General features: G+C 65.1%; 12 protein-coding genes. 8 read left to right on the top strand and 4 right to left on the bottom strand.

Translation table 11 applies throughout. The features are described from left to right. Positions 1-2: 2 nt before the first annotated feature. Positions 3-854, bottom strand: a complete 852-nt coding sequence (locus tag BMY30_RS01300) for a prepilin peptidase (protein WP_089709834.1) — start codon at positions 852-854, stop codon at positions 3-5. A gap of 145 nt (positions 855-999) precedes the next feature. Between BMY30_RS01300 and nagZ the strand changes: the two genes are divergently transcribed. Then, the gene (gene nagZ / locus BMY30_RS01295; RefSeq protein ID WP_089709833.1) at positions 1000-2013 is read left to right on the top strand and encodes a beta-N-acetylhexosaminidase; all 1014 of its coding nucleotides are present in this window, start codon (positions 1000-1002) and stop codon (positions 2011-2013) included. Between the two features lie 43 nt (positions 2014-2056). Then, complete coding sequence (locus tag BMY30_RS01290) at positions 2057-2635, top strand: hypoxanthine-guanine phosphoribosyltransferase (RefSeq protein ID WP_089709832.1); 579 nt, start codon at positions 2057-2059, stop codon at positions 2633-2635. Between the two features lie 137 nt (positions 2636-2772). On the opposite strand, the gene BMY30_RS01285 is transcribed toward BMY30_RS01290, so the two are convergent. Next, the gene (locus BMY30_RS01285; protein WP_089709831.1) at positions 2773-4464 is read right to left on the bottom strand and encodes an AMP-binding protein; all 1692 of its coding nucleotides are present in this window, start codon (positions 4462-4464) and stop codon (positions 2773-2775) included. 85 nt (positions 4465-4549) lie between these two features. Then, the gene (locus BMY30_RS01280; protein WP_089709830.1) at positions 4550-4999 is read right to left on the bottom strand and encodes a MerR family transcriptional regulator; all 450 of its coding nucleotides are present in this window, start codon (positions 4997-4999) and stop codon (positions 4550-4552) included. A 260-nt stretch (positions 5000-5259) separates the two neighbouring features. On the opposite strand from BMY30_RS01280, the gene BMY30_RS01275 reads away from it, so the two are divergent. From BMY30_RS01275 to BMY30_RS01245, 6 genes are all read left to right on the top strand, one after another. Then, entirely contained in the window at positions 5260-6426 is a 1167-nt protein-coding gene (locus BMY30_RS01275; RefSeq protein WP_089709829.1) for an acyl-CoA dehydrogenase family protein, read from the top strand. Positions 6427-6436: 10 nt separating this feature from the next. Next, positions 6437-7591 carry an enoyl-CoA hydratase/isomerase family protein gene (locus BMY30_RS01270; RefSeq protein ID WP_089709828.1) on the top strand — a complete coding sequence of 385 codons (1155 nt, stop codon included), beginning with the start codon at positions 6437-6439 and terminating at the stop codon, positions 7589-7591. A gap of 64 nt (positions 7592-7655) precedes the next feature. Further along, entirely contained in the window at positions 7656-8558 is a 903-nt protein-coding gene (mmsB, locus tag BMY30_RS01265) for a 3-hydroxyisobutyrate dehydrogenase (RefSeq protein WP_089709827.1), read from the top strand. Between the two features lie 265 nt (positions 8559-8823). Continuing rightward, on the top strand, positions 8824-10191 hold the full coding sequence (locus BMY30_RS01255; RefSeq protein ID WP_089709825.1) for an MATE family efflux transporter: 1368 nt from the start codon (positions 8824-8826) through the stop codon (positions 10189-10191). A 134-nt stretch (positions 10192-10325) separates the two neighbouring features. After that, positions 10326-11507, top strand: coding sequence for an acyl-CoA dehydrogenase (locus BMY30_RS01250; protein ID WP_089709824.1), 1182 nt, complete (start codon positions 10326-10328; stop codon positions 11505-11507). Between the two features lie 180 nt (positions 11508-11687). Then, positions 11688-12893, top strand: coding sequence for a CaiB/BaiF CoA transferase family protein (locus tag BMY30_RS01245; RefSeq protein WP_089709823.1), 1206 nt, complete (start codon positions 11688-11690; stop codon positions 12891-12893). Between the two features lie 205 nt (positions 12894-13098). On the opposite strand, the gene ppsR is transcribed toward BMY30_RS01245, so the two are convergent. Next, a complete protein-coding gene (ppsR, locus tag BMY30_RS01240) occupies positions 13099-13932 on the bottom strand; it encodes a posphoenolpyruvate synthetase regulatory kinase/phosphorylase PpsR (RefSeq protein WP_089709822.1) in 834 nt (277 codons plus the stop codon). Positions 13933-14099: the final 167 nt, after the last annotated feature.

Raw genomic sequence — 14099 nt, 5'->3', positions numbered from 1 at the left:
GCTCAATACAGCAAGCCAGTATAGAGCGCCATCAGCGGTTCGCCGCCCAACAGGGCGATCAAGCCCGCCATTACCAGCCAGGGCCCGAAGGGCATGGGTGCACCGCGCAGGCGCGGGATGGCCAACTGGATCAGGATGCCCACCACCGCTCCCGCCCCGGCCGAGAGGATCAGTACCAGCGGCAGGTATTGCCAGCCCAGCCAGGCGCCCAGGGCGGCCAGCAGCTTGAAGTCGCCGTAGCCCATGCCTTCCTTGCCGGTGACCAGCTTGAACAGCCAATAGAAGCTCCACAACGCCAGGTAGCCGACCATGGCGCCGATGACGGCCGAGGGCAGCAGCAACGGCTGGAACAACAGCTGGTAGAGCAGCCCGGCCCACAGCAGTGGCAGGGTGAGCAGGTCAGGCAACAGCTGGGTGCGCAGGTCGATCACCGCCATGGCCAGCAGGGCCAGGCAAGCCCCGAGGATGAACAGGGCCTCCAGGGTCGGCCCGAATAGCGCCAGCACCGACACGGCCAGTACGCCGCCGGCGAGCTCCACCAAGGGGTACTGGGGGCTGATGCGCGCCTGACAGTTGGCACAGCGTCCGCGCCGCTTGAACCAGCCCAGCAGCGGGATGTTGTCGTGCCAGGCGATCGGAGCCTCGCAGTGCGGACACAGCGAGGGGGGGGTCATCAGGTTGAAGGGGTGTGTCTCTTCAGGCTCCAGTTCCAGGGCCTCGCGGGCCTCGGCGCGCCAGCCGAGCATCAGCATCACCGGCAGTCGGGTGATCACCACGTTGAGAAAGCTGCCCAGGCACAGGCCCAGCACGGCCGCCAGTGGCCAGAGCAGTAAGGGGGGGAGGTCGGCGAGCAAGGGGGGGACTCCTGTCCAGTCGAATCCCCATCATTGTATCGGGGGATGGCGCCGATTGCCCGGATACGCCGAGAGCCTGGCAGGCTGTCCTGCGGTGCGGCTTTGGTCTAGAATCGGCTCCCTTTCATGTTTCAGGGGCACGATCATGACCCAGATGCTCGGACCGGTGATGCTGGATCTGGAGGGTCTAAGCCTGACCCCCGAGGAGCGCGAGCTGCTTGTGCGGCCCGAGGTCGGGGGCGTGATCCTGTTTGCCCGCAACATTGCTTCGGCCGGCCAGGTCCACACGCTGTGCGACGAGGTCCGCCGCGTACGTCCCGACCTGCTGCTGGCGGTCGATCAGGAAGGCGGGCGGGTCCGGCGGTTGCGCGAGGGCGTCACCCGTCTGCCGGCCATGGGACGCCTGGGGCGTGATTTCGCTCAGCAGCCCGAGGTGACGGTACGTCTCTGCCAGGATGCCGGCTGGCTGCTGGGCATGGAGCTGGCGGCCTGTGGCCTCGATCTCTCCTTTGCGCCGGTACTGGATGTGGACGGTGGTTCTTCCAGCGTGATCGGCGATCGCAGCTTCTCCGCGGATCCCCGGGCGGTGGCCCGCCTCGGGCGCGCCTTCATCGATGGCCTGCACGAGGCGGGCATGGTGGCCGTGGGCAAGCACTTCCCGGGCCATGGGGGCGTGGCGGCCGACTCTCATCATGAGTTGCCGGTGGATGGGCGCTCCCTCGAGGAGCTGCACCGCCACGACCTCCTGCCCTTCGCCGAACTGGCGCCCCGGCTCGATGCGGTGATGCCCGCCCACGTCGTCTATCCCGATTTCGATTCGCGTCCGGCGGGCTTCTCGCCTGCCTGGCTGGGCATGCTGCGCGAGAGCCTGGGTTTCAAGGGGGTGATCTTCTCCGACGACCTGAGCATGGCCGGAGCGGCCTCCGCCGGTACGCCAGCCGAGCGGGCCCGGTTGGCGTTGGCGGCGGGGTGCGACATGTTGCTGGTATGCAATGACCGTAGCGCGGCCTACGAGGTGCTGGATGCCTGCAAGGGCCGCCAGTCGCGTCGCGCCACGCGCCTGCGCTACGCCCGGGCCCGTCCCGACCTCAAGGCGCTGGAGGCCCTGTCACGCTGGCGTCGCATCCATGCGCGGCTCGAAGCGATGGCCGCCGGCTGAAACGTTTTCCCCTTCTCCGATTCCCTTCAAGAGCCGAACGACGATGTCCCGACTCGATGCCGATTCCTTGCCGTCCCTGACCGACATGCACGATGTCATGGACAATGCCGACTGCCTGATCTCCCAGCCAGAGGTCGAGCGTGCGCTGGACCGCATGGCCGATGAGATTACCCGTGACCTGGGTGACCGCCTGCCGGTCTTCTACTGCGTGATGAACGGTGGGCTGATCACCACCGGCCACCTGCTGACCCGTCTGGGCTTCCCGCTGGAGGTCGACTACCTCCACGCTACCCGCTATCGGGGTGGCCTGCGGGGCGGCGAGCTGTTCTGGCGGGTCTCTCCGGAGGTGCCCATGGCCGGTCGCCATGTGGTGATCGTCGATGACATCCTCGATGAGGGCGCCACCCTGGCTGCCATTCTCGACTACTGCCGGCAGGCGGGGGCGGCGAGCATCTCCACGGCGGTGCTGGTCGACAAGCAGCACGAGCGCAAGGCGGTACCTGGCCTCAGGGCCGACTACTGCAGCCTGGAAGTCGCCGACCGCTATGTTTTCGGCTTCGGCATGGACTACAAGGGCTACTGGCGCAATGCCCCGGGTATCTACGCGCCAAAGGGGCTGTAAGCGCCAAGCAGCCAAGCAGCCAAGAAAAACCTCCAGCAGGCTACTCTGCTGGAGGTTTTTGCGTTGGCCATAGTGGTGCGCGAGCACCATCTTGCTCGGCGCTCGGCGCTCGGCGCTCGGCGCTCGGCGCTCGGCGCTTACGCCAGCCCCAACTCGTGGGTGGCTTCCTCGCGCATCTTGAACTTCTGGATCTTGCCGGTGACGGTCATCGGGAACTCGTTGACGAACTTCACGTAGCGCGGGATCTTGTAGTGAGCGATCTTGCCCTTGCAGAAGGCCTTGAGCTCCTCCTCGCCTAGCGACTCGCTCTCGCTCAGCTTGACCCAGGCCATCACCTCTTCGCCATACTTCTCATCCGGCACGCCGATCACCTGAACGTCGGAGATGGCCGGATGGGTGTAGAGGAAGTCCTCGATCTCGCGTGGATAGATGTTCTCGCCGCCGCGGATGATCATGTCCTTGATGCGCCCGACGATCGCCACATAGCCTTCGTCATCCATGGTGGCGAGGTCGCCGGTGTGCATCCAGCCGGCCTCGTCGATGGCCTTGTCGGTCGCCTCGGGGTTGTTCCAGTAGCCGAGCATCACGCTGTAGCCGCGGGTACAGAGCTCGCCGGTCTCGCCGCGGGGCACCACGGCGCCGGTGTCCGGGCTGACCAGCTTGACCTCCAGATGAGGGTGGATGGTGCCCACCGTGGTGACGCGCTTCTCCAGCGGGGCGTCGGTCTGGGTCTGGGTGCTCACCGGACTGGTCTCTGTCATGCCGTAGCAGATGGTGACGTCCTGCATGTTCATCCGATCGATGACGTTGCGCATCACTTCGATGGGACAGATGGAGCCAGCCATGATGCCGGTGCGCAGGCTGGAGAGATCGAAGGTCTCGAACTCCGGATGCTCCAGCTCGGCGATGAACATGGTCGGCACCCCGTAGAGGGTGGTGGCCTTCTCCTCGGAGACGGCGCGCAGCGTCGCTTCCGGCTCGAAGCCGTCGCCGGGATAGATCATGGTGGCACCGTGGGTCACGCAGCCCAGGTTACCCATCACCATGCCGAAACAGTGGTAGAGCGGTACCGGGATCACCATGCGGTCGGCTTCGCTGAGGTTCATGGTGCGTGCCACGAAGAAGCCGTTGTTGAGGATGTTGTGATGGGAGAGGGTAGCTCCCTTGGGAGCGCCCGTGGTTCCCGAGGTGTACTGGATGTTGATCGGGTCGTCGAACTGCAGGCTGGCCTGAACATCGGCCAGGTGCTCGGCGGAAACCTCGTCGGCGTGGGCCAGCATCGACTGCCAGCTGAACATGCCGGTCAGGGCACGATCTGCGTCGAGGCAGATCACGCGCTTGAGTTCGGGCAGCTTGGCGCTCGAGAAAGTGTTGGGCCCACCGTCACGCAGTTCCGGGGCCAGCTCGGCCAGGGTGGCGACATAGTCGGAAGCCTTGAAGGTACCCTGCAGGATCAGCGTCGAGGCGCCCGACTGCTTGAGGGCATATTCGAGCTCGTGGGTGCGATAGCTGGGATTGATGTTGACCAGGATGGCGCCGATCTTCGCCGTGGCGAACTGGGTGATGGTCCATTCAGCACAGTTGGGTGACCAGATGCCGACTCGGTCTCCCTTGTCCACTCCCAGCGCGAGCAGGGCGCGGGCCGCCTCGTCCACGGTCTGCTGCAGTTCCTTCCAGCTGTAGCGAAGTCCCTGGTGTCGGCTGATCAGGGCGTCGCGCTCGGCGAAGCGCGCCACGGTATCGTCGAAGCAGTCACCGATGGTCTGACCCTTGAGAGGGGTGTCGCTGATGCCGCTGACATAGCTGATCGTTTGATGTTGGCGTGTCATGGTGTTTCTCGTCTTGTTGTCGCCTGTGGCGGTGTGCGTGAAACGGGTGATGACGTCGGGGTCGCTTGTCGCTTGGGAAGCTTGCTCAGCCCTCTTGGCCTTGGCCGAGACTGCGCAGTACTTCCCGGGCACGGTTGTCCACGTCGTCGAGCTCCATGCGCATCAGGCGGATGTCCTCCAGCTGCCGCTCGAGGTTGGCCCGCTTGTCGGCCAGTATCTCCAGCAGGCGCCAAAGCTGGCGCGCGTTACCGTCGGGCATGGCGTCGTACATCATCACCACCTCGCGGATCTCGGCCAGCGAGAACCCCAACCGCTTGCCACGCAGGGTCAATTTCAGGCGCACCCGGTCCTTCTCGCGGTAGATGCGCTTCTGCCCCTCGCGTCGCGGCGCCAACAGGCCTTCCTGCTCGTAGAAGCGGATGGTGCGCGGCGTGACCTCGAACATCCTCGCCAGCTCACCGATAGTGTAGTGTCGGTGCTGACGAGGCAGTGCTTCCTGGTTGGCCTCGTTGGCCGGGGTGGTTGGCTGTGTCATGACGTCGATCCTGTGGCCGGGTGGTGAACCGGCGGTTTCCCACCTCGTCTGGCAACACTAGACGAGCTTTACGTTAACGTAAAGTGCTTGTTCGACCATGGGGTGATATGGGATAAACCTAGCAAGTGCTAGGTTGGTGTCCAGTCATACGAGGCGATGATACCGCCGAGATGTCACCGCGACATGCCCCCGGCCCAGTAGCGGCCCGGACAACAGCCCCAAGACGTCACTCACCCATTGTTGAACGAGAGGGATTCCCCATGGACTTCTCCCTGACCGATGACCAGAAGGCGCTGGCCGCGGCCGCCGCTGATTTCGCGAGGGCCGAGCTGGTCGAGCATGCCGCCGACTGGGACGCGCATTCCCATTTCCCGTTGGATGTCATCCGCCGGGCCGGCGAAGCGGGGTTCCTCGGCATCTATACCCCGGAAGAACACGGGGGGCTGGGTCTTTCGCGCCTCGAGGCCTCGCTGATCTTCGAGCAGCTCGCCCAAGGTTGCGTCTCTACCACCGCCTACTTGACCATCCACAACATGGTGACCTGGATGATCGCCAGTTGGGGCGACGATGCGCTTCGCGAAGCCTGGGTGCCTGCCATGGTGGCCGGTGAGGCGCTCGGCTCCTACTGCCTCACCGAGCCAGGTGCCGGTTCCGATGCCGCCAGCCTGCGTACCAAGGCCGTGCGCGAGGGTGATGACTATGTAATCAACGGCTCCAAGATGTTTATCTCCGGCGCGGGAGCCACCGAGGTGTTGGTGGTCATGGCCCGTACCGGCGAGCCTGGTAGTGGAGCAGGTGGCGTCTCGGCAATCGTGGTGCCGGCCGATGCGGCGGGTGTCGAGTACGGCAAGAAAGAGGAGAAGATGGGCTGGAAGAGCCAGCCGACGTGTCTGGTCAGCTTCGACGGGGTGAGGGTACCGGTTACCAATCGCCTGGGCGCTGAGGGGGAGGGCTTCAAGTTCGCCATGAAGGGGCTGGACGGCGGGCGACTGAACATCGCCAGCTGTTCGCTGGGGGCGGCCCAGCAGGCGCTGACCCTGTCGCGGGACTACCTCGCCGAGCGCAAGCAGTTTGGCCGCGAGCTTTCGAGCTTCCAGGCGTTGCAGTTCAAGCTCGCCGATATGGCCAGCGAGTTGACCGCCGCGCGGTTGATGGTGCGTCATGCTGCCTGGCGGCTCGACCAGGGCGACCCGGAGGCCACGGCCCATTGTGCCATGGCCAAGCGCTTCGCCACCGACATGGGTTTCACTGTCTGCAACGAGGCCCTCCAACTGCATGGCGGCTATGGTTACATTAGTGAGTACCCTTTGGAGCGCATGGTGCGTGATACCCGAGTGCATCAGATCCTCGAAGGCACCAATGAAATCATGCGCCTGATCGTCGCCCGTCGTCTGCTGGCCGACGGCGTCATCGAATCGTTGCAATAGGAGATTCCGGATGTCGGACCTTGCAGTGCTCTTCGACGAGCTGCCTACCCGCTGTGGTGGCCGCATCGGCGTGGCCACCCTCAACGCCCCGAAATCGCTCAATGCCCTGTCGCTGGAGATGATCCGCCAGCTCGAGGCCAAACTCGAGGCCTGGGCGGTGGACCGCAGCGTGGTGGCGGTGTGGCTCGAGGGCAGCGGCGACAAGGCATTCTGTGCCGGCGGCGATGTGGTGGCCCTCTACCGCTCGTTGACCGAGGAGGGCGAAAACCGCGGTGCTGGCCGTGACAGCCTCTTCGCCGAGACTTACTTCACCGCGGAGTACCGCCTCGACTACCGCATCCACACCTACCCCAAGCCGCTGATGGTCTGGGGCGACGGCATCGTCATGGGCGGTGGCCTGGGGTTGATGGCCGGCGGCTTTCAGCGCCTGGTTACCGAGACGACGCGCATCGCCATGCCGGAGATCACCATCGGCCTCTACCCCGACATCGGTGCCAGCTGGTTCCTGGGTCGCATGCCCCCGGGCGTAGGGGCCTACCTGGGCCTGACCGGAGCCCAGCTCAATGCCCGCGATGCTTTGGACCTGGGGATGGCCGACCGCTTCGTCCCCCGCGAACGCCGCGAGGCGCTGCTCGGCGCCCTGGAAGAGGCGGACTATGGCGACCGTAGCCTGCCGGCTCTGCGTGCCGGGGTGCAGGCGGTACTCGATGACCACGAGGATCGCTGCACCGTGCCGGCCGGCCAGGTGTGGCCGCATCTCGACCATATCCAGGCGCTGGTGGGCCGTGTGGATGCCGCCACGGCCGTCAGTCGCATCCTGCACGACACCACCGAAGACGGCTGGCTCGCCGCCAACCGTGCGCGTCTCGACGTCGGCTGCCCGATGAGTGCCCAACTGGTGTGGCGAATGCTCGAGCGTCACGCCCATACCAGCCTCGCCGATGCCTTCCGCGATGAACTCGGTCTGTCGGTGCAGTGCTGCCGCCAGGGGGACTTCGTCGAGGGAGTGCGTGCGCTGCTGGTCGACAAGGACAAGTCGCCACGCTGGCAGCACGACAGCGTTGCCGGGGTCCCCCATGCCGATATCCAGGCCCTGATGACCCCGCCTTGGTCCAGCGAGTCGCATCCCCTGCGTGACCTGGGGCTGGGACACCGGGTTGGCTAGGACCGGCGCAGCATCAACCATCGCAGCTTCAGAGTGACGAGCGCAAAAACGAGGAGCACAACCTATGAATATCGCCTTTATCGGCCTCGGCAATATGGGTGCGCCCATGACCATCAACCTGGTCAAGGCCGGCCATGACGTTACCGTCTTCGACCTGGCCGAGAGCGCCATTCAGGCCCTGGAAGCCGAGGGCGCGCAGCGCGCCGCCAGCGCCGAGGCAGCCGCCAACGGCGCGGACGTGGTCGTTTCCATGCTGCCGGCCGGGGCGCACGTCAAGGGGCTCTATCTGGGCCGCGATGGCGCGCCTGGGCTGCTCGATGCCCTCGACGGCAAGCCGCTGCTCATCGACTCCTCGACCATCGCACCTGACGACGCCCGCCTGGTGGGAGCCGCCGCCAGCGAACGTGGCTTCACCTACCTGGATGCTCCTGTTTCAGGCGGGGTAGGCGGTGCCAAGGCCGGCACCCTGACCTTTATCGTCGGGGGAGCGGAAGAGGGATATGCGCAAGCCAAGCCGCTGCTCGAGGCGATGGGCAAGAACATCTTCCACGCCGGCGAAGTGGGGGCGGGGCAGGTAGCCAAGATCTGCAACAACATGCTGCTGGGCATCCTGATGTCGGGTACCGCCGAGGCCCTGGCGCTGGGCGTGAAGAACGGCATGGACCCGGCCGTGCTCTCCGAGATCATGAAGCAGAGCAGCGGGGGCAACTGGGCGCTCAATGTCTACAACCCCTGGCCCGGGGTGATGGAAGGCGCCGCCGCCTCCCGCGACTACCAGGGCGGCTTCCTGACCGACCTGATGGCCAAGGATCTGGGACTGGCCTGGGAGCTGGCGCTGGGCTCGAAGTCCACCGTGCCCATGGGCTCCCAGGCCCGCAACCTCTTCGCCCTGCATAGTGCCCAGGGCAGCGGTCAGCTCGACTTCTCCAGCATCCAGACCCTCTACCGCCAGGGCGAGGATACGTAAGCGCCAAGCAGCCAAGCAGCCAAGCAGCCAAGCAGCCAAGCAGCCAAGCAGCCAAGCAAAACCTCCAACAAAGTTGCCTGTTGGAGGTTTTGCCTTGTTGGCATAGTAGTGCGCGAACACCATCCTGCTCGGCGCTCGGCGCTCGGCGCTCGGCGCTCGGCGCTCGGCGCTCGGCGCTCGGCGCTCGGCGCTCGGCGCTCGGCGCGCTTTGCCCTCCATGCGGTGAAGCGGCACAATCGGATGCCCGTTTCCGTCGAGAGCCTTCATGAGCGCACCCGCTTCCTCGTCTTCTCCGTCACGCTCCCGTCCTGCTCGTCGCGACCTCCTCGAGGGACCTATCGGCCTGACGCTGATGCGCAAGAGCCTACCGGTGGTCGGCGGCATGATCGCCATGATGAGCTTCAACCTGGTGGATACCTGGTTCATCTCGCGTCTCGGCACCGAGGAACTGGCAGCAGTGGCCTTCACCTTCCCCGTGGTCTTCACGGTGATCAGCCTGGCCATCGGCCTGGGGATCGGCACCTCGGCGGTGGTGGCGCGGCGCCTGGGAGAAGGCGACCCGGGCACGGTGCGACGACGGGCCACCGACGCGGCCCTGCTGGCGGTGGTAGTGGGGCTGTGCATGACGCTGCTGGGGCTGGCCACCCTGGAGCCGCTATTCCGCCTGATGGGCGCCGATGACTTGCTGATGCCGCATATCCGCGATTACATGGGCATCTGGTACCTGGGGGCGGCGGCGGTAATCGTGCCGAGGGTACTCAACAGCATCTTGCGCGCCCACGGCAATACCGCCACCCAGGGGTTGACGATGGCACTGGCTGCCGGCGTCAACGTGCTGCTGGACTGGTTGCTGATCTTCGGCATCGGGCCCTTCCCGGCCCTGGGGGTCTCCGGTGCGGCGCTCGCCACGGTGTTGAGCTGGGGCCTCATGGCCGGGTTACTGGTCTTCCAGCGGGAGCTTCGCGAGCTCTTTGACCTGGCCGGATTGAGCTGGCAGGGCCTCGCTGCCTCCTGGCGGGAGCTGGGTCGCATTGCGGGCCCGGCAGCCATCACCAGTGTCTTTACTCCCATTGCCCTGGGGCTGATAACCCGCATCATGGCCGGTCATGGCCACGATGCGGTGGCAGGCTTCGGCGTCGGGTCGCGTATCGAGGCTATCTCCCTGATCGCCGTGCTGGCACTCTCCATGACTCTCTCGCCGCTGGTCAGCCAGAATGCCGGCGCCGGCCAGCACGACCGGGTGCGTCGGGCGATCCTCGGCTGTTTCGTCTTCGTGCTGGCCTGGCAGCTACTGGTCTGGGGTGTGCTGCAGCTGCTGGCGCCCTGGCTGGTGGCCGGCTATGCCAGCCGGGAGGCCGTAGGAGAGGTACTACGCAGCTTCCTGTGGCTGGTACCCCTCGGACTCGGTGCCCAGGGCGTGGTGATCCTGGCGGTCTCCTCCTTCAACGCCCTGCACCGTCCCGCCCGGGCCATGCGGCTGTCGGTAGTCAGGCTCTTCGCCCTGACCGTGCCGCTGGCCTGGCTGGGTGGCTGGCTGGCTGGCAGCACCGGCGTCTTCGCCGGGATGCTCGCCGCCAACCTGCTGGTCGCGTTGCTCGCCTGGCGACAAATTCGCCGCGTACTGGCTTTTTAACCGTAAGCCGGTAGCGGTTGTTCGACCAGGATGATCAGCGTGTTTTTTCGATGGCAAGGCTTGGCAGATGCCGGGTCTTGGTCTACATTTAACAAAAATATAGATATTATCAGCACATCAGCCGAGGATACCCCATGAGCCAGATCATTCCCGTCACCTGGGACGACCCCTTCCGCCTCGTCGATCAGCTCTCCGAGGACGAGCGCATGGTCCTCCAGACCGCCCACGACTATTGCCAGGAAAAGCTGCTGCCACGAGTGCTGGAGGCCAATCGTCACGAGCGTTTCGACCGCGAGATCATGAACGAGATGGGCGAGCTGGGCCTGCTCGGTGCGACCATCGACGGCTACGGCTGCGCCGGGCTCAACTACGTCAGCTATGGCCTGATCGCCCGTGAGGTGGAGCGTGTCGACTCCGGCTACCGCAGTGCCATGAGTGTGCAATCGAGCCTGGTGATGTACCCGATCCACGCCTTCGGCAGCGAGGCCCAGCGCGAGAAATATCTGCCCAAGCTGGCCAGCGGTGAGTGGGTGGGTGCCTTCGGCCTCACCGAGCCAGATCACGGCTCCGACCCCGGCGGCATGAGCACCCGTGCCACACGCACTGATAACGGCTGGCGGCTCAACGGCACCAAGACCTGGATTACCAACTCGCCCATCGCCGATGTCCTCGTGGTCTGGGCCCGGGATGATGAGGGGATCGTCAACGGCTTCATCCTCGAGAAGGGCATGAAGGGGCTTTCGGCCCCCAAGATCGAGGGCAAGTTCAGCCTGCGCGCCTCCATCACCGGCCAGATCGCCATGCAGGACGTTGAGGTCTCCGAGGAGCAGCGCCTGCCCAACGTCACCGGTCTCAAGGGACCGTTCTCCTGTCTCAACCGCGCCCGCTTCGGCATCGCCTGGGGCACCATGGGCGCCGCCGAAGCCTGCTGGCATGCGGCTCGCGACTATACCCTGGAGCGCAAGCAGTTCGGCCGCCCATTGGCCGCCAACCAACTGATCCAGAAGAAGCTCGCCGACATGCAGACAGAGATCACCCTGGGCCTGCAGGCGGCGCTGCGCGTCGGCCGCATGATCGATGACGGCCAGCTGGTGCCCGAAGCGATCTCGTTGATCAAGCGCAACAACTGCGGCAAGGCGCTGGACATCGCCCGTATGGCTCGGGACATGCACGGCGGCAACGGCATCAGCGACGAGTACCACGTGATCCGCCACGTCATGAACCTCGAGGCGGTGAACACCTACGAAGGCACCCATGACGTCCATGCCCTGATCCTCGGGCGCGCCCAGACTGGCATCCAGGCCTTTTCCGGCTGATCTGCCAGGATTATCAAGTAGACGGAAACGAGAGGCGCCTGGGACAGGTCGCAGAGGAGGTCCTACGCCAGGGATGGCGTCGGTAGCGTACAAGGAAGTATTTACAGCGCCTCCTCGAAGGCCTGTCGCAGGATTAGCCCCGAGTGGAGCAGCCATCTGCACACTCTATAAGGAGTCAACATGAGCGAACCCCTGGCGGGTATCGTGGTGCTGGATCTTTCGAGGGTACTGGCCGGACCCTGGGCCGGCCAGCTGCTCGCCGATCTCGGGGCGCGGGTGATCAAGGTCGAGCACCCATTGCGCGGCGATGACACCCGCGGCTGGGGACCGCCTTGGCTAGCCGAGGAGGACGATGCCGAACGGGTCGCGGCCTATTTCCTCTGTGCCAACCGCGGCAAGCAGTCGCTGGCCGTGGACATCGCGACTGAGGCTGGACAGGAGCTGGTCAGGGAACTGGCGAAGGGTGCCGATATCCTGCTCGAGAACTTCAAGGTCGGCGGCCTGGCCAGGTACGGGCTCGACTACCCCAGCCTGAAGGCGATCAATCCGCGGCTGATCGGCTGTTCGGTCACCGGCTTCGGGCAGGATGGCCCCTATGCCCATCGTGCCGGCTACGACTTCATGATCCAGGCCATGGGCGGCTTGATGAGCCTCTCCGGCGAGCCGGATGGCATGCCGATGAAGACCGGCGTGGCCATTACCGACGTGATGACCGGTCTGTACGCCACGGTAGGCGTGCTGGCGGCCCTTCAGGAACGTGCACGCACCGGCAGGGGGCAGCACATCGACCTGGCGCTGCTCGACGTCCAGGTGGCCACTCTCGCCAACCAGGCGCTCAATGCGCTGGTCGAGGGCCGTTCACCCGAGCGTCATGGCAACGCCCACCCCAATATCGTGCCCTATCAGGCCTTCGCCTGCGCCAACGGCCATCTGGTGCTCACCGTAGGCAATGACGCCCAGTTTGCACGCTTTGCCGACATGCTCGGCCATCCCGAGTGGGCCGAGGACCCTGCCTATGCCACCAATGGCGCCCGGGTCGGAAATCGAGAGGTGCTGGTCTCGCTTATCCAGCCGATCCTGCTCGAGCGCGATCGCGATGACTGGTTGGCCGAGATGGAGGCGCGTGGTATTCCCGCCGGTCCGATCAATACCCTCACCGAGGTCTTTGACGACCCCCAGGTGCGCCACCGCGGCCTGCATCGGACGCTGCAGCGTGACGCTCTCGAGGTGCCCCAGGTCGCCAACCCCCTGCGATTCGACGGCGAATCCGCTACCAGCGAAGTGGCGCCGCCGCGGCTCGGGCAGGACAGCGATGACATCCTCGCCGAGATGGGTCTCTCCAGGGACGATATCGCCAAGCTCAGAAAGGCAGGGGTGGTGAGATAACCTCAAGCGCCAAGCAGCCAAGCAGCCAAGCAGCCAAGCAGCCAAGCAGCCAAGCAGCCAAGCAGCCAAGAAAAACCCCCGAAGGTTGGATTAGGTGTCCAACTCTCGGGGTGCAGTTCAGAGTAGCCTGATGGAGGTTTTTCTTGGTGCCATAGTGGTGCGCGAGCACCATTCTGCTCGGCGCCGAGCGCTCGGCCCTCGGCGCTTATCGCGGCGAAAAGCGCCGCGTCAGGCCGGTTTCGGCGATCATCCGGGTGGAGATCTCCTCCACGGAGAAGCGGGTGGTGTCGATATAGGGGATGTGCAACTGGCGATAGAGCCCCTCGGTCTGCTCGACCTCCTGGACGCACTGGTCCATCGAGCTGTAGCGGCTGTTGGGCCGGCGCTCGTGGCGTATTGCCGCCAGCCGTCGCGGGTCGATAGTCAGCCCGAACAGCTTGTGGCGATGCGGCACCAGGGCCTTCGGCAGCTTCAGGGTGCCGTTCTCGTCTTGGTCGTCCTCGGTGAGCGGGTAGTTGGCGGCGCGGATGCCGAACTGCAGGGCCAGGTAGAGCGAGGTGGGCGTCTTGCCGCAGCGCGAGACCCCGACCAGGATGAGGTCGGCCTTGTCGTACTGGTGGGTGCGGGCCCCGTCGTCGTTGTCCAGGGCGAAGTGCACCGAATGGATGCGGTCCATGTAGACGTCGTCGCGGCCGATGGCATGGGTGCGACCGACGCTGTAGGAGGAGTGGGCTTCCAGTTCCTCCTCCAGCGGCTTGAGGAAGGTCGAGAAGATGTCGACCTTGAAGCCCGGGGCCTCACGTATCACATCGCGAATCTTCTCGTCGACGATGGTGTCGATGATGATCGGCTGCTCGCCGTCGCGCACCGCCGTGGCCTCGATGATGGCCACCAGGGTTTTAGCCTTCTCGAGGGAGTCGATATAAGGCTTGGTGAGCATGCGGATCTCGACGCTCTCGAACTGGGCGAGCAGGCTGCGTCCCAGGCTCTCGGCGGTGATGCCGGTGCCATCGGAGATGAAGAAGGCGGTACGCGTCATGGCGGGTCGCTGTGCTCCAGTACGAAGTTGGAGCCCATTGTCGGTGCTGGTCGGGGCCGGAACAAGAGGCGGGGTTTCCGGCGATTCGACCGGTGTTGTAAAAATCCTCCAATGACTTCGATGTTAGACTAATGGCGAATATGGAAGCCCGCTGTTAAGGTCGCCAG

Source organism: Halomonas daqiaonensis, assembly GCF_900109725.1.
Classification (GTDB): Bacteria; Pseudomonadota; Gammaproteobacteria; order Pseudomonadales; family Halomonadaceae; genus Halomonas; species Halomonas daqiaonensis.
Note: the sequence above shows the minus strand (reverse complement) of the source record. Positions and strands in the feature narration are given on the sequence as shown.